Below are 25,043 nucleotides of genomic sequence, written 5' to 3' on the forward strand. Positions count from 1 at the left end.
ATCGCGATCATTGGCGCCGGCAACGTCGGGCGCACTCTGGGATCCGCATGGCGCGACCGCGGCCACGACGTCACGTTCGGGGTGCATAATCCCGACGACCCGAAGTACGCGTCGCTCGGCACCGTCGAGAGCAACGAATCCGCTGCAGCGGCAAGCGATGTCGTGGTGCTGTGCACACCTTGGCAGGGCACTCACCAGGCGGTGCAGAGCTGCGGCGATCTTTCCGGCAAGGTTGTCATCGATTGCACCAACCCGCTGACCCCCGACTTCACCGCGCTGGAAGTCGGGCTCACGACGTCCGGCGCCGAGCAGGTGGCGGTGTGGGCGTCCGGTGCGCGGGTCTGCAAGGCGATGAACCAGATCGGCGCGCCGATGATGGATGCTCCGCAACTGCCCGGCACGCCGGTGATGTTCGTCTGCGGTGACGACGACGACGCCAAGTCGGTGACCGCGGCCCTGGTCACCGAGTTGGGCTTCGAGGCCGTCGACGCCGGCGAGCTGAGGCTGGCGCGGCTGCTCGAGCCATACGCGCTGCTGTGGATTCACCTGGCGTTGCGTCGCGGATTCGGCACCAACTTCGGCTTCGGGCTGCTGCGCGGCCAGTCCTGACCATGGCTGCTGCCACCGTGGTGTTCCTCGACGGTGATGCCGGGTGTCCGCCGGAGATCCTGGGCCACAAGGGATACGGCATCGACACGATGCGCCACCACGGCCTGCCGGTACCGCCCGCGTTCTGCGTCACCACCGACGTGGGTGCCCGCTATCTGGCGGAACCCAAGGCGACGATGAACGCGATCTGGGACGGCGTGCTCGACGGGATACGCCGGCTGGAAACGGCGACGTCGCGGACGTTCGGGCGAGGGCCGCGTCCGCTACTGGTCAGCGTGCGCTCGGGTGCGGCCGTGTCGATGCCGGGCATGATGGACACGGTGCTGGATCTCGGCATCAGTGACAGCGTGGAACAGGCGCTGGGGGCGTTTGGCCGCGATACGCGGCGCCGGTTCATCGACGGGTATCGGCGCATCGTGGCGGATCGGGTACCCGAGGACCCCTATCTGCAGTTGCGCGCGGCGATCGAGGCGGTGTTCAGGTCGTGGAACTCACCGCGCGCCGTTGCCTACCGCGCCCACCACGGCCTGGACAACAATGGCGGCACCGCCGCAGTTGTGCAGGCCATGGTGTTCGGCAACATGAACGCTAATTCCGGTGCGGGCGTGGCGTTTTCCCGCAATCCAATGACCGGTGCCGACGACGAGTTCGGCGAGTGGCTGCAAGGCGGTCAGGGCGACGACGTGGTGTCGGGTACCGTCGACGTCGAACCGATCACTGCGCTACGCGACCAGCAACCCATCGTGTACGACCAGCTGACCTCGGCTGCCCGGACGTTGGAGCGGATCAACGCCGACGTGCAGGAAATCGAGTTCACCGTCGAGGACGGCACGCTGTGGCTGCTGCAGACCCGGGCGGCCAAACGGTCCGCGCAGGCGACGGTGCGACTGGCGCTGCACCTGCGCCGCGACGGGCTGATCGACGACGCCGAGGTGCTGCGCCGGGTGACCCCTGCTCACGTCGAGGCGCTGCTGCGGCCCTCGCTGCAACCGGAAACCCGGTTGGCGGCACCACTTTTAGCGAAAGGGCTGGCCGCCAGCCAGGGCGTGGCCACGGGGCGGGCCTACACCGACGTGGACGCCGCGGTGGATGCGGCCGACCGTGGTGAGGACGTCATCCTGGTGCGCAACCACACCAGTCCCGACGATATCCACGGCATGCTGGTCGCGCGCGGCGTCGTCACCGAGACCGGCGGCGCCACCAGCCACGCGGCAGTGGTCAGCCGCGAATTGGGCCGTGCCGCGGTGGTGGGCTGCGGCAGCGGCGTCACTGAATCACTGGCGGGTCGGCTGGTCACCGTCGACGGTAACGAGGGCGAAGTACGCGACGGCGCATTGGAACTCACCGCCTGGACAGAGCAGGACTCGCCGGAGCTTCGCGAGTTGGCCGAGATCGCACGACGCGTCGAAGAGCAGCACAAGTGAGCGAATTGACTGTGCTGCAGGCGGTTCGGTTCAAAGGCCGGATCAGCCCGGCCGACCTGGCCGCCACGTTGGGTGACGAACCGGCAGACGTCACCGATACCGTCGAGCAGTTGACGCGGGCTGGTCTGCTGGTCGACGGGAAGACCGTACGAATCAGCCCTGAGGGACGCGCCCGCCTCGGCGAGTTACTGGCCGAAGAGCGCGCTTCTGTCGATGCGGCTGCACTGGCCGCCGTGTACGACGACTTTTGTGCGGTGAACGCGGAATTCAAAGCGCTGGTGACCGATTGGCAGGTCAAAGACGGGCAGCCCAACACCCACGAGGACCCCTCGTATGACGCGGGGGTGCTGGCCCGTCTCGACGAGGTGCACCGGCGGGTGGTGCCGATCATTGCGGCGGCCGCCGCGCAGCTGCCCCGGCTGAGGCGCTATTCGGCCAAACTGCAGGCGGCCGTCGACAAGATCCACGCGGGTGAAACTTTGTGGTTGTCCCGGCCGCTGATCGACTCTTATCACACGGTGTGGTTCGAGTTGCACGAGGAGCTGATTCTGGCTGCCGGACGGACCCGGAAATCCGTTGAGGATCAGTGAGTTACAGCTCCGCGTCAAGGCGCTGCAGATAGGCGTCGATATCGCCGATCGCCGATTCGGCCGCGTGGACACTGATCGCCACCGTGTCGCCGATACCGTGCACGCCGTGCGTGAGGCCCATCGCCGGCGAAAGCGCGGGGAATCCGGCGGTCAGCAGCACGGGCGCGGCGCCGAAGCGCAAGTCGGCGGGGCCGCGGTGGACGCTGGACACCACCGTGTTGCCGGATACCAGCGTGGGCCGGGCATCGATGTCGAATTGGGCGACACCCCAGCGCAACAGCGCAGCGGGCAACGTGGCGAACGCCCGGTCGGCGGCACGGGCAGCCGGGTGCTCAGCACGGCGGCGGGCATTGGCCAACTCAGCGAGTATCCGCTCCGTTCTGGCTTCCCGCGGAAGGTCCGGGTACAGCCCGACGGTCACGTTGCGAAAGTGGTTGTGCGCTCGTCGCGCACCGGGTTTGGCCATCGGCACCTCGGCTCCCAGCGATGTGGCCGTACCGCCGAGGTAGCCAAACAGTGCGTCCGCGACCGCGGCCAGCACTGCGACGCTGACGGTAGGCCCGGACAGTTCGGACCTGTGCCGCACCAGGGTGCGCACGCCGCGCGCGCCGGCCGGGCGGGCATTGGTGATCAGTAACGGCAGTGAACCGGCCGTATCACCCAGTACTCCCGCTTCCATATCCCGGACCAGCTGCCGGTGGGCGCGGGCCGCCTGCAAGGCACGCCAGGGCAGGAAGCCCCGCAAGGGAGCGCCGACGTCGGGCACCGGCTCCGCCCGGCCGAACAGCCAGCCGGCCATCGCCGACGCACGGGCGCCGTCGGCCAGCGCGTGCGCGACCTGCAGCACCGCCACAGTGCCCGGCCCGACGCTACCCGGAATGTCGCGGATAGACGCGAACAGGTGTAGCCGCCACGGACTTTGGCGGACGTCGAGCTGGTGGTCGGCGAGGCGCACGACGGCATCCAGACAACCAAGCCAGCTGTCGTCGTCAAGGTGGCGAACACGCGGGTGCTCGACGGGCATCGGCACCCACCGCGGATAGGTCAGCGGCGAGCCGTCGCTGACCCGGATCGTCAGCGCAGGGCAGGCTCGCGCCCTGCCCACAACGTCGTCGATGGCGCGCTCCACGTGGGCCGGCTCGCCGCCGAACGCGTAGAGCAGAAACTGGTCGCTGGGGATCTTGGCCGACATCCAATAGAACTGGGCATCGACCGCCGCCATCCGGGCCGGCATGAGACCCGCTCTAGTCGGCCGGGCCGATGAACCTGAGCAGCAACTCGGCGACTTCCTCCGGCTGGTCGAGCTGCAGGAAATGCCCGGCGTGTTCGACGACGGCGACGTCGCTGCCCGCGGGCAACACTTTCTCTGTCCAATGCGCGAAAGCCGGTGTGGCGCAGCCGTCGTCGCGGCCATGCAAGTACAGACTCGGCAACCTCGGCGGTTCCGTCCAGTACCGGTGCAACTCGGCGTACTGGGCGGGCGGCTGGGTGTTGCGAATGGTGGCCCGGTACGGGCCCAGCGCGGCACGCCAGCTCTCCGGGGTGCCGATCGCGGCGTCGACGTGCCGCAGATCCTCCTCGGCGTCGTAGCTTGGCGACCAGCTCCGCCACAGCCGCGGCAACACCCACGAGGCGGAACGCTCTGGCAGCCAAGGCAATTGAAAGTACATGATGTACCAGCTCCGCAGCATCTGCCGGGGAAGTTCGCGGAGCAACCGGGTGCGGTCGGCCACGCGGCCCAGCGGGCGAAACGCGGCGGCCGGCGGCACCGACATGATCACCGCCTTGGCGAACGGACTGTCCGGCATCGCAGCCAAGCCGGTCGCCGCGATCGCTCCCCAGTCGTGGCCGACGATCACGTCGCGGTCGGTGCCACCGGCCGCGGACCGCACGCGCAGCGCGTCGTCCATCAACGCCCCCATGTGATAACTGCCGTCGGACGGAATCGACGACGGCACGTAGCCCCGCATGAACGGCGCAATCACCCGCCAGCCCGACTCGGCGAGCCGGGGAGCGACCTTGCGCCAGCTGTATGCGGTGTCGGGGAAACCGTGCAGGCACAGCGCGATTGGGCCGTCGGGCGGCCCCCAGGTCAGTGCTTTCAGTTCCACCGCGGGGGCGTGCACGTCGATCCAGCGCGGTCCAGTCATCACCTGATCCTTTTCATGCCGGCGGTTCGATCGGATCCCACCCGGAGATCATCCAGCGCGCGCCGACCTTGTCCAGAGTGACACGGACGCTCGATGCGGCATCGGCGGGCGGCGCATTCCCGACCTTGACCGTCTGGTCCGCGAACACCAGCACCACCGCATGGCTTTCGGACGCCGACACCGACGCCGCCGCGGGCACCCGGGCGGTCGCGGACACATGCCGTTCCTTGGCGTTGGGAATCAGCACCTCGCGCGTCACCTGCAAATAGGTGTCGAGGAAGCGGCCGGTCAAGCGACCCTGCGCGGCTTCGACGTCCTTGTCGACGGTGTCCGGACGAAACGACAGCAACAGAACGGCGGAATCCTTTGCGGCCTGGACCGATTGGATGCGGGCAACGTCGGAGTTCCGTACCGAGGAGTCCTGCCATTTGAGGTAGCCCGCCGCCATTGCGAGCAGCAAGGCCAGGCCGGGAACCACACCGTAGACCAGGACGTGCAGCCAGATGGCACGACGCGCGGTGGTCGGGTGCGTCATGATACGAACGCGACGTTGGAGATCTTGCCCTCGTCGCCGATCTTCTGCACCGTGATCCGCATCCTCCACACCTGCGGCTCTTGCTGTGGTCCTGCGGGATTCGCCGACTTCACCGTGACAGCTACCAGAACCTGCCCCACGTCGCCGGCCTGCGATTCGAGTCCGGCTTCGTCGACGGTGCCCTCCAGTCTGGAGTGGCCGCGTTTGACGAGATCGACGAACGGTCGCCACCGTGCGGAGAAGTTGTCGTGGAAGCCGCCGGTAGACGAATCGAGGATGCGTTGCACGTCGGCGTCGATGTGCTGGTAGTCGATCGTGGTCAGGTTCACCGCCGACTCGCGCGCCGCGTGCACGAACAGATTGCGCCGCGCGTCGGCCTGGTGCGCCTGGTAGCCGCGGAAACCGAGCCAGCCGACCAAACCCGCCAGCGCCACCAGCGCGATCAGCCCGGCCAGCAGCGACGTCCGGAGAACGGGCTTGGTGGAGACCGCCGGTGCGGGTTGCGGTTCCTCGACGGGCTCTTCGCCAGGGGTCGCAGCATCGTCAGCCATGCTTTCCAAACTACGTGGCGATGGCCCGCGCGGGCGGGCGAAATTTTGGAACTGACCGGCTAAAGCTGCGCCACAGCCTTTTCCAGATCGGCGATGACGATCTTCGTCATGCCGTGCATCGCCCTGGTGGCCGCCGCGGCGCGAGCGGGATCGGGATCACTCACCAACTCGACGAGTCGCTGCGGCACGATCTGCCAACTCAGCCCGTAGCGGTCTTTGCACCAGCCGCACTGCGACTCCTCGCCGCCGTCGGTCAACCGGTCCCAGTAGTAGTCGACCTCGTCCTGGTCGGTGCAGTCGACGGTGAAGGACACCGCCTCGGTGAACCGGAAATGCGGGCCACCGTTGAGGCCGATGAAGCGGGTGCCGTCGAGCACGAAGCTGCCCCACGCCACCGAACCCGGCACGCCCGGGCCGGCCTCGGTATACCGCTTGAAGTCCTCGATATGCGAGTTGGGGAACACCGAGGTATAGAACTGCGCGGCTTCCTCGAGATTGTCGTCGAACCACAGCGACGGCGTGATCGCTGGCATGCCACCTCCTAGTCGTTGTTTCGATAGGGATCGACCCGGGCGGCGGGCAAAACTCATCGGGCAGGGGCCACCTAGGTAACGTCAGGACGATGAACAGCACACCGCAGACCGTCGAGTACTCCGGCGTCGACGGGATCACCCTGGTTGCAGACGAGTGGAACCGGGGCGCGGCAGACGGTCGGCCGAGCGTGCTGATGCTGCACGGCGGCGGCCAGAACCGGTTCTCCTGGAAAAACACCGGGCAGGTGCTGGCCGACCTGGGATTCCACGTCGTGGCCCTCGACAGCCGGGGCCACGGTGACAGCGATCGGGCGCCCGACGCGGACTACGACGTCGACACACTGACCGACGACGTCATGCATGTGCTCGACGCGATCGGCCGGCCGGTGGTGCTGATCGGGGCGAGCATGGGCGGGTTGACCGGCATCCTGGTCGCGGACCGCGCCGGCCCGCAACGGGTCACCCGACTGGTTCTGGTGGATGTGGTGCCACGATTCGAGAAGCAGGGCAGCGCGCGGATCCGCGACTTCATGTTCAGCGGTCTGGACGGGTTCGACACGCTCGAACAGGCCGCCGACGCCGTCGCCGCCTATCTGCCCCATCGGACCAAGCCGCGCAGCCCGGAGGGACTGAAGAAGAACCTCCGGCTGCGCGGCGGTCGCTGGTACTGGCACTGGGATCCGGCGTTTATGACCAAGCCCGGCGACGACCCCCAGTTGCGCACCGAGAAATTCGAGGACGCCGCCGCGGGCCTGACGATTCCGGTGCTGTTGATCCGCGGGAAGCTTTCCGACGTGGTGAGTCCCGAAGGGGTGCAGCACTTCCTGGCCACCGTGCCGAACGCCGAGTTCGTCGAACTGTCCGAGGCCGGCCACACCGCGGCAGGCGACGACAACGATGCCTTCAGCGACGTCGTCGTCTCGTTTGTCAGCCGCTAGCTTGCCTTTTCGTCGTGGCCGCCGAACTGTTTGCGCATCGCCGAGAGCACCTTGGCGCCGAACTCGAACAGGTGACGTGACGCGAACCGGGCGTACAGCGCCGTCGTCAACACCGGCGCGGGGACGCCCTCGTCGATCGCCGCGATGACGGTCCAGCGGCCCTCGCCGGAATCGGAGACCCGCCCGGCGAATTCCTTCAGCTGTGGGGATTCGTGCAACGCACCTGCGGTCAGGTCGAGCAACCAGGAGCCGATCACGCTGCCCCGACGCCAGACTTCGGCGACCTCGGGGATGTCGATGTCGTACTGATAGAACTCCGGATGCGTCAACGGCGCGGTCTCGGCGTCGCCCTGCTCAACCCGCTTGCCGATGTCGGCATTGTGCAGGATGTTCAGCCCCTCGGCGAGCGAGGCCATCATCCCGTACTCGATCCCGTTGTGCACCATCTTGACGAAGTGCCCCGCCCCTGAGGCCCCGCAGTGCAGGTAGCCCTTCTCGGCTTGAGATATCTCACCGGTACGGCCCGCCGTGCGTGGCGCCGCGTCCACGCCGGGCGCCACCGTGGCGAAGATAGGCTCGGCGCGGGCGAAGGCCTCGTCGTCGCCGCCGATCATCAGACAATAACCGCGTTCCCGGCCCCACACCCCGCCGCTGGTGCCGCAGTCCAGCAGGTGAATCCCCTTCTCCGCCAGCATCTTCGCGTGCTTGATGTCGTCGCGATAGTAGGAGTTGCCACCGTCGATCACGATGTCGTCTTTGTCGAGTGTCTTGGCCAGCTCCTCGATCACCTCGGTAGTGATGTCTCCCGCCGGTACCATCACCCACACCAACCGCGGGGCGTCGAGCTTCTCGGCCAGCTCGGAGTACGACGACACCCCGGTGACGTTCTCTTCGCCGGCCATCGCCTTGACGGCGTCCGGATTGTGGTCGTACACCACACATTCGTGCCCGTCTTTGACCACGCGCCGGACGATGTTCGCGCCCATCCGGCCAAGTCCGATCATTCCTAGCTGCATGTCGTCAGTTCTCCTTACTTCGACGCGTGGTTTTTCGGCATCCAGGGCTCTTCCCAACCGTGATGGCCCCGCAGCAGCGACCGTGCCGCGTCGGGTCCCCAAGAGCCGGGCTCGTATTCGTGGACGTCGCCGGGGTTGTCCAGCAGCGGCTGCACAATCCGCCACGTCTCTTCGATGCTGTCCTCACGGGCGAACAGCTGGCGATCACCACACAGCCCCGCGGACAGCAGCGTCTCATAGGGTTGCATCGGCTCCCCCAGCTCAGCCGCGAACAACGAGTCCAGATGCACGTCGCGCCAAGAGGAATCGCCGTCTTTGGCCACCAACTGCAACCGCATCCCGGGGTCGGGATCCACACGCAGCACGATCTGGTTGCGCGACGCCCGTTCCCGTTTGGGCAGGAACGCCAATGACGGCACCCGACGAGTGAACAATCGGACCTCGGTTACCTTCTCCGGCAACGACTTCCCGGCCCGCAAGAAGATCGGCACCCCGGCCCAGCGCCAGTTGTCGATTTCCATCCGCAGCGCCACGAACGTCTCGGTCTTGGAATCCTTGGCCACGCCGTCGATGTCGGTGTAGCCGCGATACTGGCCGCGCACATAATGCTTCGGGTCCAGCGCCGGCATCGCGCGGAACACCTCGGCCTTCTTGTCGTTGAGGTCATCAGCGCTGGGACCGACCGGCGGCTCCATCGCGACCAGCGCCAGCACCTGCAGCAGATGGTTCTGCACGACGTCGCGCAACGTGCCGACGGCGTCGTAGAACTTGCCCCGGTCCTCGACGCCGAAATTCTCGGCCATCGTGATGTGGACCTCGGCGATGCTGCGGCGGTCCCACAGCTCGGCCAGGGTCGTGTTGGCGAACCGCAGGTATTCCAGCTCGACGACGGGCTGCTTACCCAGGAAGTGGTCCACTCGCAGGATCTGCTCCTCGTCGAGGACTTCACGCAGGCGGCTGTTGAGTTCGCGCGCCGAGTCGAGGTCGTGGCCAAACGGCTTCTCCACCGCGACGCGCGACCGCTTGAGCAGCCCGGCCTCGCCCAGGTTTTCGACTATCGGGGCAAACAGCGACGGCGGCATCTCCAGGTAGAACAGGCACTGGCGATCCGAGCCGATCTGCTTGGCCAGGTCCTTGTACAGCGCCGAGTCGGTGACGTCGCCGTGCAGATATGACAGCCGATCGGCGAGCCGGTCGAACACCGTGTCGTCCATCTTCTCGCCGGTGTCGCTGATGGCCTTGCGCGCCCGCTTGACCAGCTCGTCTTTCGAGATGTCGTCGCTGGCCACTCCCAAGATGGGGCATTGCAGCGCCTTGCGACGTTCCAGGCGATACAGCGCCCGGAAGGTCATCTTGCGGGCCAAGTCTCCGGTGATGCCGAAGATCACCAACATGTCTGAAGTGCTACCGCCGCCCTCGGCCAATACCGGACCTCCACCCAAATAGTCGACACATTCCTCGCCCCCCGCGGCGGCCGACTTCAACCCTAGACATTGCGGTTGGGCCGGACAATGGATGCCTTGGGACCCGGCACGCTTGATCGGGAAAGATGCCTGGCATGGGTGACCGGCTGATGATCGTGGTCTACGTCCTGGCGGGTGTCGCCGTGGCGGAAGGCGCCGCGCTGGCCTTTCTGTGGGCCGCGCTGACCCGCAGCCGACGAGAAGCCGAGGCGCTGCGACGCCGCGCCGACAGCCGAAGCTGGCTGCTGTCCGGCGGCCGCGAGGCGGTCAAGACGGTGTGGCAGACCGCGAACCTGGTGCGCAAAGAAGGACTCGGCGCCGCGGTGCGCAGCTCGATCGAGGATCTGGCCGACTGGGCCGAGGTGGAGCGGCCCGACTTGGCGCGGGTGACCCCGGATGGCCGGGTGGTGATCTTGTTCTCCGACATCGAAGAATCCACCGCGCTCAACGAGCGGATCGGCGACCGCGCCTGGGTGAAGTTGATCGACGAACACGACAAGCTGGTGCGCCGGCTGGTCAAGACCTACTCCGGGCACGTCGTGAAGAGTCAGGGCGACGGGTTCATGATCGCGTTCTCGCGCGCGGAGGATGCGGTGCGGTGTGGTGTCGACATTCAGCGCGCACTTGCCCGAGACGCTCAACGCAAGCGGCGCAACGGGTTTCGGGTTCGGATCGGGATCCACATGGGACGGTCGGTGCGCCGCGGCGATGACCTGTTCGGCCGCAACGTCGCGATGGCGGCGCGGGTCGCGGGTCAGGCTGCGGGCGGCGAGATCCTGGTCAGCGAGACGGTGCGCGACGCCGTCAAAGACGCCGACGGTCTTGGGTTCGACGACGGCCGCGACGCCGAGCTGAAGGGGTTCAGCGGAACCCAGCGGCTGTACGCGGTTACCGCTTAGCCTCGGATTCGGCCAGCCGCTGGTGCAGCCGGGCGCGAATCTCGTCGGGCGTGTAGGACTTTCGCCGCCGCTGGTCGCGGGCCACCAGCACTCCCCCCGCAGCGACGCCGACAAGACCGGCCACGCCGAGCCACTTCCACACGTTGCGCATGGGGTAAGTCTGCCTATGGTGCTCTGGTGGACACCAGTACCGTGACCCTGGATCGTGCGCTGGAGGAGACGCGGACCGGCGACATCTGGCTGTTTCGCGGCAGCTCGCGACCGGACCGCACGATTCAGACGCTGTCGAACAGCCCGGTCAACCACGTCGGGATGACGGTGGCCATCGACGATCTGCCGCCGTTGATCTGGCATGCCGAGCTCGGCGACAAGCTGACCGACATCTGGACCGGCACCAACCACCGCGGCGTGCAACTCAACGACGCCCGCCAAGCCGTCGAACGCTGGGTGCACCACTACCACCAGCGCTGCTGGCTGCGGCAGCTGACGCCGTACGCCGACCGCGAGCAGGAGGACCGCATGCTGCGGGTCATCGCCCGGCTGGACGGCACTCCCTTCCCCACTGCGGCGCGGCTCACCGGACGCTGGCTGTTGGGCCGGATCCCGACTGCCTACGACTGGGTAGAAGGAATCCCGGTGGTAGACAAGAAGGTTCGCGAAAGGGTGCGACGCCGCAGAGTCCAGCGGAACGACGTCGGCCTGGAGACCGCCTATTGCGCCGAGACGGTGGCGATCACCTATCAGCAGATGGGATTGCTCGCCACCGAAAAGCCGTCGAATTGGTTTGACCCCGGGTCGTTTTGGAGCGGCGACACGTTGCCGTTGGCGCCCGGATACCAACTCGGCGACGAAGTCGCCGTCAGCGTGCCCCCGGCTTAGACCGCTACGACGCGAACCAGATCGTCAAGCCCCGCAAAGTCCTCGGCGTTGCGGGTATAGAGATCTAACCCGTTGGCATGCGCTGTGGCGGCGATCAGCAGGTCCGCAAACCCGCTTCGCGGTTTCCGCCCTTCGCCGACTACGGCGGCTACCACCAGCCCATAGCTGCGTGCCGCGGTCCCGTCGAAAGGAAGTGGTTCGAACTTCGCCTCGATTTCTTGCAGCCGTTGCTGCCGTCTGGCGGCTTCAGTGGGACTGGCGGCGAGGTGCGGTCCGGCAGCCAATTCGGCCGCGGTGATGGCCGATATCGCCATCTCATCGGGCAATGACCTGACGACATCCGGGTCATGCCAGTCGATGACGACGGAGGTGTCGAGCAGTCCCGACGTCACGTTCACAGGCGCTGATCGATCGCACGATCAAGGTCTTTGCGGAACTGATGCCGATCGATTCGGACGCCCGCGGCCGCCAACGCGGCCACCTCATCCCGGGGAATGAAGGAGCGCCGGCCAGTCCGGATCGGCCGCAGCTCGGCGACCGGCTCGCCGTTGCGCGTCACGATAAAGGACTCTCCGGCTGCCACGGCGTCGATCACTTTCGCGTTCTGGTTGCGCAACTCGCGCTGCGCGATCACATGCGCCATGAAGCCAGTGTAGCGAAGTGTGCTACACGTTGCTACGTGCGCGGGTCTCTACGATTCGATCGTGGATCACCCCAGTAAGCGGCTCCTTGAACAGCGATTACGCAATCGGGTCATGGAGGCCGTGGAGTTACTCGCCGACGGCGATGACGGAGTGCGGTCGGACCCCTGCTGCTATTACAACCTGTTCTTCGACTACATCAGTGACAAGGTCACACGGGAGTGGCGCGCCTGGAGCACGTTGTCGCCCAAGGAAGTTCGGCAGCTGGAAGGCCTTCAGGCCCTGCTGATCGAGTCGCTCGCGACCACTCGATTGATGGGCACCGAGGAACTGATCGCTTCGGGATGGCCGACGCGGATCGCCGCGGTTGCCGGACCGGTGTGGGAGGAGATGAAGGCGCGAGGGCGGTTCGACGAAGAGGTCGAGCAGTCCGATCCGCGGACCATCCCCGAGCACGGAAGCCGTGGCTAGATCGGCGTCCATACCTTGTTGTTCCAGAAGCCCCACGCGTTGTCATCGGTCTTCCACATCACATGAGCCCCAGGCGCCCACGGCGGTGGAGGTGGCTGCGGGGGTGCCCACGTCGGCGGGGGTCCCCAGGGCCCGAAGCCCGCCGGACCGGCGGCGCCTTGCCAGTCGTGGCATTGACCCCAGTCCCAGTCGTAGGCCGTACCCCAGCTCGGATCCCATGGATTGCCCGGGCACCAGTGATGGCTTGGGGCCGCATGCGCGATGCCACCGGCCAGTCCGAGAGCAGACAAAACCAACAGCACTCTTATCGACCACCGCGCCACCGGTTTCGTTCGCTTTAGAGTCGCCATCTCCCAAGAATGGTCGGCAGGCGACTTCGCCGCTAGGCGTTCGGGCCGGCCGTCTACATCGAGCGTGGGGCTTATGTACGAAAAACCCGACGACCGCGTGCATATCCCCCACGCTCGGCGCCTAGACGTTGAAGCGGAACTCGACCACGTCGCCGTCGGCCATCACGTAGTCCTTGCCCTCCATGCGCACCTTGCCGGCGGCTTTGGCGGCGGCCATCGATCCCGCGGCGACCAGGTCGTCGTAGGACACGATTTCGGCCTTGATGAAACCCTTTTCGAAGTCGGAGTGGATCACCCCGGCCGCCTTCGGCGCGGCGTCGCCCTGGTGAATGACCCACGCCCGCGCCTCCTTGGGCCCGGCCGTCAGAAAGGTCTGCAGCTTCAGGGTGTGAAAGCCGGCCCGGGCTAGCGCGTCGAGGCCGCGTTCGGTCTGCCCGATGGACTCCAGCAGCTCGGCGGCCGACTCGTCGTCGAGCTCGGCCAGTTCCGCTTCGACCTTGGCGTCCAGGAACACCGCATCGGCGGGCGCCACGAGCTCGCGCAGCGCGGCGACCCGCGCGGCGTCCGTCAGCACCGCTTCGTCGGCATTGAACACATACAGGAATGGCTTGGTGGTCAGCAGGTTCAGCTCGCGCAGCAGCGAGGCGTCCAGGCCCGCCGCGAAAAGCGTCTTTCCGCCGTCAAGAATCTGCTGGGCGGCCACCGCGGCCTCGTGGACCGGTTTGCGGTCCTTGCTGTTGCGGGCTTCCTTCTCCAGCCGCGGCACGGCGCGTTCCAGCGTTTGCAGATCGGCCAGGATCAACTCGGTCTCGATGACTTCGATGTCGGATTTGGGGTCGACCTCGCCGGCGACGTGAGCCACGTCGTCGTCCGAAAAGACCCGCACCACTTGGCAAATCGCGTCACACTCGCGGATGTTGGCCAGGAACTTGTTGCCCAGCCCGGCGCCTTCGGAAGCGCCCGCGACCAGCCCGGCGATGTCGACGAACGTCACCGGCGCCGGCACGATCCGCTCCGAATCGAACATCTCGGCCAGCTTGGGTAACCGGGGATCGGGCAGCGGAACGACGCCCTCATTGGGTTCGATGGTCGCGAACGGGTAGTTGGCGGCCACCACGTCGTTTTTGGTCAACGCGTTGAACAGCGTCGACTTGCCGACGTTGGGCAAACCCACGATCCCCAGGCTCAAGCTCACAGGGAGCCAAGTGTAGGGGTGATCGCAAGCGCGGCGAAGCCGGGCGAAGCGGATCACCCCGCAAGTCCAAAGGCAGGTCTTTACGCGCCTTTCGGCGCTGAGCCGGTACGGTCGACGTGTGTCAGCACAGCGGGCGAGGTCGGCGGTGACGGCAGACCATCGCTCGATCTTTCCCAGCATGCCCGGTGTCCCATGGTGGGCAGCGGTCGTGATCGGCGTGACCGCCACCGCGGCGGGCTTCGCGTTCGACGCCGGATCGGGCAACAAGGAGCTGACCGGCGTCTTCTCCGCTCTCTACGTCGTGGGCTGCCTGGCGGCAGTGCTGGCGGTGCGGCAAGCCGGCGTCTTCACCGCGGTCATCCAGCCGCCGCTGATCCTGTTCTGCGCGGTGCCCGGAGCGTACTGGCTGTTCCACGGCGCCAAGATCACCGGGCTGAAGGACCTGCTGATCAACTGCGGCTATCCGCTGATCGAGCGTTTCCCGCTGATGCTGTTCACCTCGGCCGCCGTCCTGCTGATCGGGATGGTCCGCTGGTATCTGGGTATGGGGGCGCGCTCGGCGGCGACGGGCGAAGCCGACACGGCCGGCGAGGACAAGGGCGGCATCGTCGCGAAGCTGGTATCGCTGCTCGGGCGTGACTCCGCCAAGCCCGAGCACACCGGCAAGACGGCGAGGACTCGAGCACGGCGCAGCGAGCGTTCGACCAGATCGCGGCAAGCATCTGCCAGGCGACCGGCCGCTTCTCGCTCCCGGCATGTACGACCGCCCCTGGATGACGAGCCCGCGGTCGAACGTCCCCGTCGTCGGCGCCCAGCCCCGTCAGCCCGGGATGCCGATTCACCCGACTCGCCGCGGAGGACCAGGACGCCGCGCGACCCGGACCTGCGCGACCGGCCGCCACGCGAGATCCGTCGGGACCCGCATGTGCGTCGCAGCGGGGCGGCCACCCGCCGCAGCAGTCGCTTCGACCCCTATGACCCCGTCGAGCCGTACGAGCCGGCCAAACCCGCCGAGCCCCCGCGCCGCCGGCCAGCCCCGACAGGCGCCACGGCGACACATCACCCGATCTCACGGGTTCGCTACCGGAACTCGCCCCCGCGCGAGCAATAGCTAAGAACGCGCGGGCCGGATTTCCCGCGGCAGCGCGAACACCAGCGTCTCGTTGGCCGTCGTCACCGGCTGCACCACGTCGTAGCCGTGTTCGGCCAGCCGCTCCAGGACGCCGCGCACCAGGATCTCGGGCACCGACGCTCCGGACGTGACGCCGACCGTGGTGACGTCGTCCAGCCAGGCCGGGTCGATGTCGTCGGCGCAGTCCACGAGGTGAGCGGCGCGAGAACCGGCGCCCAGTGCCACCTCGACCAGCCGCACCGAGTTCGACGAGTTGGCCGAGCCGACCACGATCACCAGCTCGCACTCCGGCGCCATCGCCTTGACCGCCACCTGGCGGTTTTGGGTGGCGTAGCAGATGTCGTCGCTGGGCGGGTCCTGCAGCTTCGGGAAACGCTCCCGCAGCCGCTGCACGGTCTCCATGGTCTCGTCGACGCTCAGCGTGGTCTGCGAGAGCCAGATGACCTTGTTCTCGTCGCGGACCGTGACCTGCTCGACGGCGGCTGGCCCGTCGACCAGCTGCACATGGTCGGGCGCCTCGCCGGCGGTGCCGACGACCTCCTCGTGACCCTCATGGCCGATCAGCAGGATGTCGTAGTCGTCGCGGGCGAAGCGTTTGGCCTCGTTGTGCACCTTGGTAACAAGCGGGCAGGTGGCGTCGATCACCTGGAGGCTGCGTTCGGCGGCAGATGTGTGCACGCTCGGCGCCACACCGTGCGCGGAGAACACCACGATCGCGCCCTCGGGCACCTCGTCGGTCTCGTCGACGAACACCGCGCCCGCCTTGGCCAGCGTCTCCACCACATGCCGGTTGTGCACGATCTCATGGCGGACATAGACCGGCGGGCCGTGCTTCTCCAGCGCGCGCTCGACCGTCTCGACGGCGCGGTCGACGCCGGCGCAATATCCGCGGGGCTCGGCCAGCAGCACGCGCTTGCCGGTGGCGGGCTCCACCACCGAGCCGGACGCGCCCGGAATCCCCATGTTGACGGTCGGAGGCATGCCAACCAGGGTACTTTCCGTCGACATGGCGCCGCCAGCTTGGACTTGACCGCTGCTTAAGGCAGGCTGGGACGCATGGCTACTGCACCGTATGGGGTTCGGCTGCTGGTGGGGGCGGCGACCGTCGCCGTCGAGGAGACGATGAAGCTGCCGAAAACCATCCTGATGTACCCGATGACATTGGCCAGCCAGGCCGCGCACATCGTGATGCGCTTCCAGCAGAACATGGCCGATCTGGTGATCAAGGGCGACGCCACCCTCGAGACGATCTTCCCGCCGAAGGACGAACAGCCGGAGTGGGCGACGTTCGACGAGGACATGGAGGAGCAGGCGCCGGCCGTCGACGCCTCCGACAACGAGCGCCGCGCCGAGGGGCGGTTCGCGCTCTACTCGACATCCGATGCGCCGGCCGATCCACCGACCACGCCGGTCCGGCCCGCCAAGAAGAAGCCGACGGCCGACGCGCCCGCGCCGCCGGTGGCCAAGGAACTCGACTACGAAACGCTGACCCTGGCGCAGCTGCGGGCCCGGCTCAACACGTTGGATGTCGACGAGCTCGAGGCATTGCTGGCCTATGAGGAGGCCACCCGGGCGCGCGCGCCGTTCCAGACGCTGCTGGCCAACAGGATCACCCGCGCGACCGCGAAGTGACCCAAGCCGCGCAACCGAATTCAGCCGAGAACCCGTTCCCGGTACGCGCGGTGGCCGTCCGGGTCGCGGGCTGGATCGACAAGCTGGGCACCGTGTGGGTCGAAGGTCAGCTGACCCAGATCAACATCCGGCCGGACTCCAAGACGGTGTTCATGGTGCTGCGCGACCCGGCCGCCGACATGTCGCTGACGGTGACGTGCCCGCGTGATCTGGTGCTGGGCGCGCCGGTCAAACTGGCCGAGGGCACCCAGGTGGTGGTGTGCGGCAAGCCCACCTTCTACACCGGGCGCGGCACATTCTCGTTGCGGCTCAGTGAAATTCGCGCGGTCGGTATCGGCGAGCTGCTGGCGCGCATCGAGCGCCTGCGCCAGCTGCTGGACGCCGAAGGACTCTTCGATCCGCGGCTGCGGCGGCCGATTCCTTTCCTGCCCAACGTTATTGGACTCATCACCGGCCGGGCCAGCGCCGCCGAGCACGACGTGACGACGGTGGCCGCCGCGCGCTGGCCCGCGGTGCGGTTTGCGGTGCGCAACACCGCGGTGCAGGGACCCAACGCGCTGGCCCAGATTGTCGAGGCGCTGGGCGAATTGGACGCCGATCCGGGCGTCGACGTCATTGTGGTGGCTCGCGGCGGCGGCAGCGTCGAGGATCTACTGCCGTTTTCCGACGAGACACTGTGCCGCGCGATCGCGGCGTGTCGCACGCCGGTGGTCAGCGCAGTGGGCCACGAACCCGATAATCCGTTGTGCGACTTGGTCGCCGACCTGCGCGCCGCCACCCCGACCGATGCGGCCAAGAAGATCGTGCCGGATACCGCGGCCGAACAGCATCTGATCGACGACTTGCGGCGCCGCAGCGCCCAAGCACTGCGCAACTGGGTATCCCGCGAAGAACGGGCGCTGGCTTCGTTGCGCAGTCGCCCGGTGCTGGCCGAGCCGCTGGCCGCTCTACAGGTGCGCGCCGACGAGATCCACCGCGCCCGGTCCGCGGTGCGGCGCGACATCACCCGGCTGATCGGTGCCGAGGGCGACCGCGTGGGCCATCTGGCCGCAAGGCTGGCGACGCTGGGCCCGGCGGCCACGTTGGCCCGCGGCTACGCCGTGGTGCAGACGATTCCGTCCTCTGGCCCTGCTTCCGTGCTTCGGTCGGTGGACGACGCGCCGGCCGGGACCCGGTTGCGGGTGCGGGTCGGCGACGGCGCAGTGGCGGCGACGAGCGAAGGACCTACCGATGGAGACTAGGCCCGTTAGTGAACTCGGGTACGAGGATTGCCGCGACGAGCTGATCGAGGTCGTGAGGCTGCTGGAGCAGGGCGGGCTGGACCTCGATGCGTCGCTGAAGCTGTGGGAAAGAGGCGAACAGCTGGCTAAACGCTGTGAAGAGCACTTAGCTGGAGCTCGCAAGCGAGTAGCCGACGCGTTGGCTGCCGGTGACGCCGACGATAGCTGACCAGGCGACCAGTTCGACGATTTCAGTACCGAACTGGAACACGTTTCAGTTATGCTGGCCGAATGGGTGATGCATCGCTGACCACTGAACTCGGCCGCGTCCTGGTCACGGGGGGCTCCGGGTTCGTCGGCGCCAACCTGGTGACCACGCTGCTCGACCGCGGCTACCAGGTGCGCTCATTCGACCGGGCGCCGTCGCCACTGGCGGCGCAGCCGGGGCTGGAGGTGCTGCAGGGCGACATCTGCGATCCGGCGATCGTCGCTGCTGCGGTCGACGGGATCGACACGGTGTTTCACACCGCGGCGATCATCGAGTTGATGGGCGGCGCGTCGGTCACCGACGAGTACCGCCGCCGCAGCTTCGCAGTCAACGTCGACGGCACCAAGAACCTGGTACACGCCGCGCAGAAGGCCGGGACCAAACGGTTCGTCTACACCGCGTCCAACAGCGTGGTGATGGGCGGCCAGCGCATTGCCAACGGCGACGAAACCCTGCCCTACACCGACCGGTTCAACGACCTCTACACCGAAACCAAGGTCGTCGCCGAGAAGTTCGTGTTGTCGCAGAACGGGATTGACGGGTTATTGACCTGTTCGATCCGGCCCAGCGGCATCTGGGGCCGCGGCGACCAGACGATGTTTCGCAAGCTGTTCGAAAGCGTTGTCGCCGGCCACGTCAAGGTGCTCATCGGCAGCAAGAACGCCAAATTGGATAACTCATACGTGCACAACTTGATTCACGGCTTCATCCTGGCCGCCGAACACCTGGTGCCGGGCGGCACCGCGCCCGGCCAGGCCTACTTCATCAACGACGCCGAGCCGATCAACATGTTCGAGTTCGCAAGGCCGATCGTCGAGGAGTGCGGCGTGCATTGGCCCCGCGTGCGAGTTTCGGGCCGATTGGTGCGTGACGTGATGTCGCTATGGCAGCGACTGCACTTCAAGTTCGGGCTGCCCCAGCCGCCGCTGGAACCCCTTGCGGTCGAACGGCTTTACCTCGACAACTACTTCTCGGTCGCCAAGGCGCAGCGCGACTTGGGCTACAAGCCGCTGTTCACCACCGAGCAGGCGATGACCGACTGCCTGCCCTACTACTGCGAGCTGTTCGAGAAGGTCAAGGCCGCCAGCCAACCCCAGCTGGCGTCCGTCGTCGCTGCACCGCCGCCGGAGTAGCCCCTCACGGCAGCTCGAATCAAGAGCAGCCTTTTGGCTGAATTGGAGTAGTCGACTACTCGTGCGGTGTGGCTCAACGAGGGCACACACTTGCGCCCAGGGCAAACCTGCTGTCGCAACGTACAGCTAGCGCTGCCTTACAGGGTAAGCAGATGAAAAAGAAGCTGATGGTGGTGCCCGCCGTGCTGGCGGCGGCCATAGCCTGCGCTCCCTTGGTGCGGGCAGACCCAGGAGACCAGGCCGCCCTGGGACGACCGTTCGCAGAGGCCGGTGGCCCGTTCGTCGGCCAGTGGCAGGCACATGGCGAGAGTTTGACCATCGATGCCAACGGCAGCGCTGCCGAGGTCACCGGTTCGCGCACGCTGACCTTCCGTTTCACCTACGTGCAAGGTCCACCGTCGCAGCCCGATACCACCGCCTACGGCAATCAGCCCGACGGTGGCTACGCCACAGCCACTCTCGTCGACGGTGGCCGCGGCCTGACCCTGAGCGTTGCAGGCGCGGACCAGGGCTTCCCGTTCTGCAAGGTGATCAACGGCTCCAAGGCCAACAGTTACGACTGCGGCGCATAGGAAAGGAAGACAATGAAATTCAAACCACTAGCCCTCGCAGCGGCGGCTGCCATAGCGCTCGCACCGTTGCTGGTCATTCCGACGCCGCCAGCAACGGCCACTCCGTCGTCGTGCACGGGACCAGGCCCGCACAACGTCGAATGCTACGACCCGTCAGGTCCATACGATCCGAACCAGTTCGCGCCCGCGAACGCCGACAACTGCAACAGTCATTGGTACAACAGTTGCCCGCCGTGCAAGGACCTGCGGAACCAACCATTCGGGACGCAGCAGCCCGTGCTGCCCTGCGACCACAGCAACTACCAGTAAGGCTGAACCATGAGAAAACTACTGTTCGCCGCACTACTGGTCGCGGGGGGCGTGGGCGTCGCGCCCACCCCGGTAGCCCTCGCCAACTACCCGTGCGGTACGGGGGACCAGCCCACCACATCAACTCAGGCGTGCCTTAGCTGCATCATGAATCTGCACGGGCAAAGCGTTATCCCTACTTGCCTTGGCCCGGCGGCGGGGCCAGCGGTGGTCGACCCGAATGATCCACGTTGCGCCATGTTCCAATCGGCCACCAGGCATGCCCAATGCATTGACAGTCTGATGAGCGGGCAGCCTATGCCCCCGTTGAACTGAGGAAGGAACTAATCATGTTGTCACTTTTATTTCTCATGTTCGTCGCGGTGATTGTCTTTGTTGTTGTCTATCGAATTCGTGCTAGCAAGGCGAACGCTAGGGATGGGGTGATCGCCGACTGGGCCGGCATACGCATGACCCAGACGGAACTGATCGAGGGCTACAAAGACAATGCGCCGCGCCATCCTCTCGCGGGGCTCACGGCACGGGTCGAGAACAGCGGAGGCGTAACCTCCGACGTGGGAGGATATATGGCTGGCGGGATGGGGAGGATAACGACCGAGACCAAGGATAACCGCCAAGTCCACCTCATCGTGGAAGGGCCGAATACGGCAATCATCAAGACTGTGAGTGCAAAGTACGGTGGCAACGCGGACAGCTCCGCGAGGCAGTTCGCGACCGCGCTGAACATGGCCAGCCGACAACTTGCCGAGCATAACGGACATCAGCAGCCCTCGTCGCCCCCGTCTGTTCCGGCAGGCTGGTATCCCGACCCGAATAATGCACAGTTGCAACGGTATTGGGACGGAACACGATGGACGGACACTACCGCTCCGCCCGCAGCGTAAACGCGGTGATGAGATTCGCGGCGATTCCCGCCACCTTGGCTCACCGCAACATGATCCTCGACCGTGGTCGTGGTGTGCTGGCCGTTCACCGCGTTGGATCACCGGCATCTGACCGGGCGGCGGTCACGGCAGCGACGGCAGCGGGCAGACCTCACCCGTCGCGCTGTTGACCAGTGCGGCGCGGTCCAGCCGCGCTCGCAGCGGCAACACGTCCAACACAGCGCCCACCACCTCCGGTAGCTGCGCCAGCATCGCGCGCGGCGCCAGCGAGCAGTGCGGCAGCCAGATTCCCGGCACGTAGTGCTTGTGGAGTTCCGCGCCAGCGGCGGAGACGGCGTCGACGACTCGCGCTTGGCGCGCAACGAAATCCGCGCTCACCCCGGCCACCAACCACGTCCGGCCCCGCCGGAACAGCCCGACACCGTCGAAGCTGAGTTCCACTGGGCCGCCGTCGCTTAATGCTGCGAGTGCCGCCGTCACGGCGGGCTGATCCCAACTCCGCAGGACCGCATAGGACACGTGCGGCACGTGACGGCCGTGGGTGTGCGAGCGCAGACTCGGCACGCCCCGGTCTTCGATGCGATCCCACAACCCGCGGATCGCCCGCTCGGATCGCCGGTCGAAGAGCAGGCAAACCGCCAGTGCCACGGAGTCAGCGGTAGAGGTGGACCGGCTGGTGCGTGACGTGCTCGATCCGCAGCGAGGCGTCCTGCAGCAGCTCGGTGCCCAACGCGATCAGCCCCCGGGCGGCGGCGATCTCCTCGCCGATCATCGGCTGGCTGGCGTCCCCGGGGTGCCGGTAGGCGTCGCCCAGGGTGGTCATCGTCTTGCCGTCACCGCGTTGTGCGCGAACCGTGGCGTGCGTATGGGTGTCGTCCTCGTCGAACTCGATGTCGACGTGCCAGTTGTAGTCCAAATTGCGGTCGTACATTGCCATCACCTTCCGGTGACTAGCCTGCCACTGCCGGGTCCTGAGGCGCGAGTGCTGATCATTTTCGCTTCGACCTGTAGCGTAATGCGCCATGAATGAGACTGTGTTGGTCACCGGTGCGTTCGGGCTCGTCGGCTCCGCCACGGTGCGACGGCTGGTTGACCAGGGCCGCCACGTCGTCGCCACCGACCTCGACGTACCCGCCAACCACAAGGCAGCCGAGAAGCTGCCCGACGCCGTCGAGGTGCGTTGGGCCGATCTGACCGACCCGACGGCCGTCGACGCACTGCTCCAAGCAGTGAACCCCGCGGCGATCATCCACCTGGCCGCAATCATCCCGCCGCTGTGCTACGCCCGGCCGCCGCTGGCCCGCGCCGTGAATGTCGATGCCACCGGCCTATTGCTCAAGTCCGCCAAGGGATTAGGATCGCCGCCGCGATTCGTCCAAGCGTCGAGTGTGGCCGCCTACGGTGCCCGCAACCCTCACCGCACCACCGACCTGCTGACCGCCGACACGCCGCTGCGGCCGTCGGACATCTACGGCACCCACAAGATGGAAGCCGAGCAGCTGGTGCGCGACTCCGGGCTCGACTTCGTGATCCTGCGACTGGGCGGCGTGCTCACCGCCGAGCCGCGATTCGACGTCGACCTCGACACCATCTACTTCGAGGCGTCGCTGCCGATCGACGGCCGCATCCAAACGGTCGAAGTGCGTGACGTCGCCCGCGCGTTCGCCGCGGCCACTACCGCGCCCGCGGTCGGCGAGACGCTACTGATCGGCGGCGACGACTCGCACCGCCGGCTGCAAGGCGACCTCGCCCCGGCCGCCGCGGCGGCGATGGGACTGGTCGGCGGAATACCCACGGGCCGCAAGGGAAATCCCGACAGCGACGACGACTGGTTTGCCACCGACTGGATGGACACCACGCGGTCGCAGGAAGTGCTTGACTTCCAACGTATTTCGTGGCCACAGCTGCTGATCGACTCCGCCGAACGGATGGGCTGGCGACGCTACCCGGCGCGGCTGGCGGCTCCGCTGGCACACGAGCTGCTCAAACGCCGCTCGCCCTACTACCGCTACCCCGGCCGCTACGCCGACCCGTGGGGCGTCATCACCGCCAAATGGGGCAGCCACCGATGACGCGTAACGCTGTTGTCGTCGGCGGCGCATCCGGCATCGGCCGCGCGGTTGCGCATGCACTGGCCGCCGACGGCTATCGCGTCACCGTCGCCGACCGCAACACCGAGGGGGCACAGGCCGTCGCCGCCGAACTCGGTGATCCACACGTGGCGGCGAATGTCGAAGTCACGGACGAAGACTCGGTGCGGCTGCTATTCGCCGAAGCCGGCGCGCTCGACGCCGTCGTCAACACCGCAGGATTCGGCGGGGTCGGGCTGATCACCGACCTGGCCGTCGAGGACTTCCGGTCGGTGCTCGACGTCTGCCTCACCGGTGCCTTCATCGTGATCAAACACGCTGCGCCGCAACTGCGCGACGGTGGCGCGCTGGTGTCGTTGAGTTCGCTCAACGCCCGGCAACCGGCCGCGGCGATGAGCGCCTACTGCGCGGCCAAGGCCGGGCTGTCGATGCTGACCCAAGTCGCCGCCCTCGAACTGGGCCCGCGCGGCATCCGGGTCAACGCCGTCGCACCAGGGTTCGTGCACACCCCGCTCACCGAGCCTGTAACCCAAATCCCCGGCGTGCTCGACGATTACCTGGAGAACACTGCGCTGGGCCGCGGCGGTACAGCTGAAGAAGTCGCCGACGCGGTGGTGTTCATGTGCAAGGCGCCGTGGCTGACCGGTGAGGTGCTCGACCTCAATGGCGGCGCACACCTCAAGCGCTATCCCGACGTCTACGGACACGTGATGAAGCTGGCTGGGCAGCAATGAGTTTCGCCGGAAAGCAGGCGATCGTCACCGGCGGCGGCTCCGGTATCGGCGCAGCGCTGTGCCGGGCACTGGTAGCCGCCGGGGCTGACGTCGTGTGCACCGACATCGACGGCGATGCCGCCGCGAAAACCGTTGCGGGCCTGCGCAACGCCCGCTCCGCGGTTCTCGACGTCACCGATCCGGCCGCCGTGCAGGCCACCGTCGACGACGTCGTCGCCCGTGCGGGCCGGCTGGACCTGATGTTCAACAACGCCGGCATCGCCTGGGGCGGCGACACCGAACTGCTGTCGCTGGATCAGTGGAACGCGATCATCGACGTCAACATCCGCGGTGTGGTGCACGGGGTGGCCGCCGCGTACCCGGTGATGCTGCGCCAGGGCCACGGCCACATCGTCAACACCGCCTCGATGGCGGGGCTGACCGCGGCCGGGCAGATCACCAGCTACGTGATGACCAAGCACGCCGTCGTCGGGCTGTCGCTGGCGCTGCGCTCGGAGGCGGTGTCCCGCGGAGTGGGCGTGCTGGCGATCTGCCCGGCCGCCGTCGAGACACCGATCCTGGACAAAGGCGCAATCGGCGGGTTCGTCGGCCGCGACTACTACCTGCGCGGACAGGGCATGAAGTCCGCCTACGACCCCGACCGGCTGGCCCGTGACACGTTGAAGGCGATCGAGCGCAACAAGGCGTTGCTGGTGGTGCCGAGGCGCGCGTACGCCTCGTGGCTGTTCGCGCGGCTGGCGCCGAGTCTGCTGCAACGCTTGTCGATCCGATTCATCAGCGCACAACGGGCGCGCCAAGCCGCCAGATCGGCCGCCCAGCGCTAAC

The 25,043-nt window shown here is 67.0% G+C and carries 32 protein-coding genes; 17 read left to right on the top strand and 15 right to left on the bottom strand.

Features of this window, described 5'->3' with window-relative positions:
- The first annotated feature begins 9 nt into the window (after positions 1-9).
- From MFM001_RS04850 to MFM001_RS04860, 3 genes are read left to right on the top strand one after another with little or no spacing between them, the layout of a single operon-like run.
- Positions 10-609 (top strand): NADPH-dependent F420 reductase, encoded by a 600-nt coding sequence (locus tag MFM001_RS04850; RefSeq protein ID WP_255422171.1) that lies wholly within the window; start codon positions 10-12, stop codon positions 607-609.
- A 2-nt stretch (positions 610-611) separates the two neighbouring features.
- Positions 612-2,033 (top strand): pyruvate, phosphate dikinase, encoded by a 1,422-nt coding sequence (locus tag MFM001_RS04855; protein WP_116374123.1) that lies wholly within the window; start codon positions 612-614, stop codon positions 2,031-2,033.
- Positions 2,030-2,623 (top strand): MarR family transcriptional regulator, encoded by a 594-nt coding sequence (locus MFM001_RS04860; protein WP_116374124.1) that lies wholly within the window; start codon positions 2,030-2,032, stop codon positions 2,621-2,623. The genes MFM001_RS04855 and MFM001_RS04860 overlap by 4 nt, the downstream gene beginning before the upstream one ends.
- A 1-nt stretch (position 2,624) precedes the next feature.
- On the opposite strand, the gene MFM001_RS04865 is transcribed toward MFM001_RS04860, so the two are convergent.
- From MFM001_RS04865 to MFM001_RS04885, 5 genes are read right to left on the bottom strand one after another with little or no spacing between them, the layout of a single operon-like run.
- Positions 2,625-3,857 (bottom strand): WS/DGAT domain-containing protein, encoded by a 1,233-nt coding sequence (locus MFM001_RS04865; RefSeq protein ID WP_371685216.1) that lies wholly within the window; start codon positions 3,855-3,857, stop codon positions 2,625-2,627.
- A 10-nt stretch (positions 3,858-3,867) separates the two neighbouring features.
- Positions 3,868-4,773: an alpha/beta fold hydrolase gene (locus MFM001_RS04870; protein ID WP_116374125.1), complete on the bottom strand. Its 906-nt coding sequence runs from the start codon at positions 4,771-4,773 to the stop codon at positions 3,868-3,870.
- 13 nt (positions 4,774-4,786) lie between these two features.
- The gene (locus tag MFM001_RS04875) at positions 4,787-5,308 is read right to left on the bottom strand and encodes a hypothetical protein (protein WP_116374126.1); all 522 of its coding nucleotides are present in this window, start codon (positions 5,306-5,308) and stop codon (positions 4,787-4,789) included.
- The gene (locus MFM001_RS04880) at positions 5,305-5,859 is read right to left on the bottom strand and encodes a mammalian cell entry protein (RefSeq protein ID WP_116374127.1); all 555 of its coding nucleotides are present in this window, start codon (positions 5,857-5,859) and stop codon (positions 5,305-5,307) included. The genes MFM001_RS04875 and MFM001_RS04880 overlap by 4 nt, the downstream gene beginning before the upstream one ends.
- Before the next feature lie 59 nt (positions 5,860-5,918).
- Positions 5,919-6,392, bottom strand: a complete 474-nt coding sequence (locus tag MFM001_RS04885; RefSeq protein WP_116374128.1) for a VOC family protein — start codon at positions 6,390-6,392, stop codon at positions 5,919-5,921.
- An 89-nt stretch (positions 6,393-6,481) separates the two neighbouring features.
- On the opposite strand from MFM001_RS04885, the gene MFM001_RS04890 reads away from it, so the two are divergent.
- Positions 6,482-7,330: an alpha/beta fold hydrolase gene (locus tag MFM001_RS04890; protein ID WP_116374129.1), complete on the top strand. Its 849-nt coding sequence runs from the start codon at positions 6,482-6,484 to the stop codon at positions 7,328-7,330.
- Here the strand turns inward: MFM001_RS04890 and gnd are convergent.
- Together gnd and MFM001_RS04900 are read right to left on the bottom strand one after the other, a co-directional pair.
- Positions 7,327-8,346: a phosphogluconate dehydrogenase (NAD(+)-dependent, decarboxylating) gene (gene gnd / locus MFM001_RS04895; RefSeq protein WP_116374130.1), complete on the bottom strand. Its 1,020-nt coding sequence runs from the start codon at positions 8,344-8,346 to the stop codon at positions 7,327-7,329. The genes MFM001_RS04890 and gnd overlap by 4 nt on opposite strands.
- A 14-nt stretch (positions 8,347-8,360) precedes the next feature.
- Complete coding sequence (locus MFM001_RS04900) at positions 8,361-9,770, bottom strand: glucose-6-phosphate dehydrogenase (protein WP_116374383.1); 1,410 nt, start codon at positions 9,768-9,770, stop codon at positions 8,361-8,363.
- Positions 9,771-9,895: 125 nt separating this feature from the next.
- Here MFM001_RS04900 and MFM001_RS04905 point away from each other — a divergent pair, with 125 nt between their 5' ends.
- The gene (locus tag MFM001_RS04905; protein ID WP_116374131.1) at positions 9,896-10,708 is read left to right on the top strand and encodes an adenylate/guanylate cyclase domain-containing protein; all 813 of its coding nucleotides are present in this window, start codon (positions 9,896-9,898) and stop codon (positions 10,706-10,708) included.
- Here MFM001_RS04905 and MFM001_RS04910 read toward each other — a convergent pair.
- On the bottom strand, positions 10,698-10,859 hold the full coding sequence (locus tag MFM001_RS04910; RefSeq protein ID WP_116374132.1) for a hypothetical protein: 162 nt from the start codon (positions 10,857-10,859) through the stop codon (positions 10,698-10,700). The genes MFM001_RS04905 and MFM001_RS04910 overlap by 11 nt on opposite strands.
- Before the next feature lie 26 nt (positions 10,860-10,885).
- On the opposite strand from MFM001_RS04910, the gene MFM001_RS04915 reads away from it, so the two are divergent.
- On the top strand, positions 10,886-11,587 hold the full coding sequence (locus MFM001_RS04915; protein WP_116374133.1) for a guanylate cyclase: 702 nt from the start codon (positions 10,886-10,888) through the stop codon (positions 11,585-11,587).
- Here MFM001_RS04915 and MFM001_RS04920 read toward each other — a convergent pair.
- Both MFM001_RS04920 and MFM001_RS04925 read right to left on the bottom strand, forming a co-directional pair.
- Complete coding sequence (locus MFM001_RS04920; protein WP_202864127.1) at positions 11,584-11,985, bottom strand: type II toxin-antitoxin system VapC family toxin; 402 nt, start codon at positions 11,983-11,985, stop codon at positions 11,584-11,586. The genes MFM001_RS04915 and MFM001_RS04920 overlap by 4 nt on opposite strands.
- The gene (locus MFM001_RS04925) at positions 11,982-12,230 is read right to left on the bottom strand and encodes a type II toxin-antitoxin system Phd/YefM family antitoxin (RefSeq protein WP_045382223.1); all 249 of its coding nucleotides are present in this window, start codon (positions 12,228-12,230) and stop codon (positions 11,982-11,984) included. The genes MFM001_RS04920 and MFM001_RS04925 overlap by 4 nt, the downstream gene beginning before the upstream one ends.
- A gap of 61 nt (positions 12,231-12,291) precedes the next feature.
- Here MFM001_RS04925 and MFM001_RS04930 point away from each other — a divergent pair, with 61 nt between their 5' ends.
- Positions 12,292-12,699 carry a hypothetical protein gene (locus MFM001_RS04930; protein WP_142760672.1) on the top strand — a complete coding sequence of 136 codons (408 nt, stop codon included), beginning with the start codon at positions 12,292-12,294 and terminating at the stop codon, positions 12,697-12,699.
- On the opposite strand, the gene MFM001_RS04935 is transcribed toward MFM001_RS04930, so the two are convergent.
- Together MFM001_RS04935 and ychF are read right to left on the bottom strand one after the other, a co-directional pair.
- On the bottom strand, positions 12,696-13,049 hold the full coding sequence (locus tag MFM001_RS04935) for a hypothetical protein (RefSeq protein WP_116374136.1): 354 nt from the start codon (positions 13,047-13,049) through the stop codon (positions 12,696-12,698). The genes MFM001_RS04930 and MFM001_RS04935 overlap by 4 nt on opposite strands.
- A gap of 121 nt (positions 13,050-13,170) precedes the next feature.
- Positions 13,171-14,244, bottom strand: a complete 1,074-nt coding sequence (gene ychF / locus MFM001_RS04940) for a redox-regulated ATPase YchF (RefSeq protein ID WP_116374137.1) — start codon at positions 14,242-14,244, stop codon at positions 13,171-13,173.
- Positions 14,245-14,362: 118 nt separating this feature from the next.
- Between ychF and MFM001_RS04945 the strand changes: the two genes are divergently transcribed.
- Complete coding sequence (locus MFM001_RS04945) at positions 14,363-15,355, top strand: DUF6542 domain-containing protein (protein ID WP_142760673.1); 993 nt, start codon at positions 14,363-14,365, stop codon at positions 15,353-15,355.
- On the opposite strand, the gene MFM001_RS04950 is transcribed toward MFM001_RS04945, so the two are convergent.
- Positions 15,356-16,357 carry a 4-hydroxy-3-methylbut-2-enyl diphosphate reductase gene (locus MFM001_RS04950; RefSeq protein ID WP_116374139.1) on the bottom strand — a complete coding sequence of 334 codons (1,002 nt, stop codon included), beginning with the start codon at positions 16,355-16,357 and terminating at the stop codon, positions 15,356-15,358. It abuts the gene before it with no gap.
- A gap of 75 nt (positions 16,358-16,432) precedes the next feature.
- Between MFM001_RS04950 and MFM001_RS04955 the strand changes: the two genes are divergently transcribed.
- The 6 genes from MFM001_RS04955 to MFM001_RS24750 all read left to right on the top strand — a co-directional run bounded on the left by MFM001_RS04955 (position 16,433) and on the right by MFM001_RS24750 (position 21,394).
- The gene (locus tag MFM001_RS04955; protein WP_116374140.1) at positions 16,433-17,008 is read left to right on the top strand and encodes a lipid droplet-associated protein; all 576 of its coding nucleotides are present in this window, start codon (positions 16,433-16,435) and stop codon (positions 17,006-17,008) included.
- Positions 17,005-18,249 (top strand): exodeoxyribonuclease VII large subunit, encoded by a 1,245-nt coding sequence (gene xseA / locus MFM001_RS04960; protein WP_116374141.1) that lies wholly within the window; start codon positions 17,005-17,007, stop codon positions 18,247-18,249. The genes MFM001_RS04955 and xseA overlap by 4 nt, the downstream gene beginning before the upstream one ends.
- Positions 18,239-18,457, top strand: coding sequence for an exodeoxyribonuclease VII small subunit (locus MFM001_RS04965; RefSeq protein WP_116374142.1), 219 nt, complete (start codon positions 18,239-18,241; stop codon positions 18,455-18,457). The genes xseA and MFM001_RS04965 overlap by 11 nt, the downstream gene beginning before the upstream one ends.
- A 62-nt stretch (positions 18,458-18,519) precedes the next feature.
- Positions 18,520-19,629 (top strand): NAD-dependent epimerase/dehydratase family protein, encoded by a 1,110-nt coding sequence (locus MFM001_RS04970; protein WP_116374143.1) that lies wholly within the window; start codon positions 18,520-18,522, stop codon positions 19,627-19,629.
- A gap of 152 nt (positions 19,630-19,781) precedes the next feature.
- Entirely contained in the window at positions 19,782-20,201 is a 420-nt protein-coding gene (locus tag MFM001_RS04975; RefSeq protein ID WP_116374144.1) for a hypothetical protein, read from the top strand.
- A gap of 638 nt (positions 20,202-20,839) precedes the next feature.
- Positions 20,840-21,394 carry a DUF2510 domain-containing protein gene (locus tag MFM001_RS24750; RefSeq protein WP_238158917.1) on the top strand — a complete coding sequence of 185 codons (555 nt, stop codon included), beginning with the start codon at positions 20,840-20,842 and terminating at the stop codon, positions 21,392-21,394.
- A gap of 123 nt (positions 21,395-21,517) precedes the next feature.
- Here MFM001_RS24750 and MFM001_RS04990 read toward each other — a convergent pair whose 3' ends face one another.
- Positions 21,518-22,042 carry a 2'-5' RNA ligase family protein gene (locus tag MFM001_RS04990; protein WP_116374146.1) on the bottom strand — a complete coding sequence of 175 codons (525 nt, stop codon included), beginning with the start codon at positions 22,040-22,042 and terminating at the stop codon, positions 21,518-21,520.
- Between the two features lie 4 nt (positions 22,043-22,046).
- The gene (locus MFM001_RS04995) at positions 22,047-22,325 is read right to left on the bottom strand and encodes a DUF1876 domain-containing protein (protein ID WP_116374147.1); all 279 of its coding nucleotides are present in this window, start codon (positions 22,323-22,325) and stop codon (positions 22,047-22,049) included.
- A 91-nt stretch (positions 22,326-22,416) separates the two neighbouring features.
- On the opposite strand from MFM001_RS04995, the gene MFM001_RS05000 reads away from it, so the two are divergent.
- Genes MFM001_RS05000 through MFM001_RS05010 form a run of 3 tightly spaced genes read left to right on the top strand, consistent with a single transcriptional unit; the run spans position 22,417 to position 25,042 of the window.
- A complete protein-coding gene (locus MFM001_RS05000; RefSeq protein WP_116374148.1) occupies positions 22,417-23,466 on the top strand; it encodes an NAD(P)-dependent oxidoreductase in 1,050 nt (349 codons plus the stop codon).
- Positions 23,463-24,218, top strand: a complete 756-nt coding sequence (locus MFM001_RS05005) for an SDR family NAD(P)-dependent oxidoreductase (RefSeq protein ID WP_116374149.1) — start codon at positions 23,463-23,465, stop codon at positions 24,216-24,218. The genes MFM001_RS05000 and MFM001_RS05005 overlap by 4 nt, the downstream gene beginning before the upstream one ends.
- Entirely contained in the window at positions 24,215-25,042 is an 828-nt protein-coding gene (locus MFM001_RS05010; protein ID WP_116374150.1) for an SDR family oxidoreductase, read from the top strand. Before MFM001_RS05005 ends, MFM001_RS05010 begins: the two co-directional genes overlap by 4 nt.
- The last annotated feature ends 1 nt before the right edge of the window (position 25,043 follow it).

The sequence above is a fragment of the Mycobacterium sp. MFM001 genome (assembly GCF_003402475.1).
Taxonomy (GTDB): Bacteria; Actinomycetota; Actinomycetes; order Mycobacteriales; family Mycobacteriaceae; genus Mycobacterium.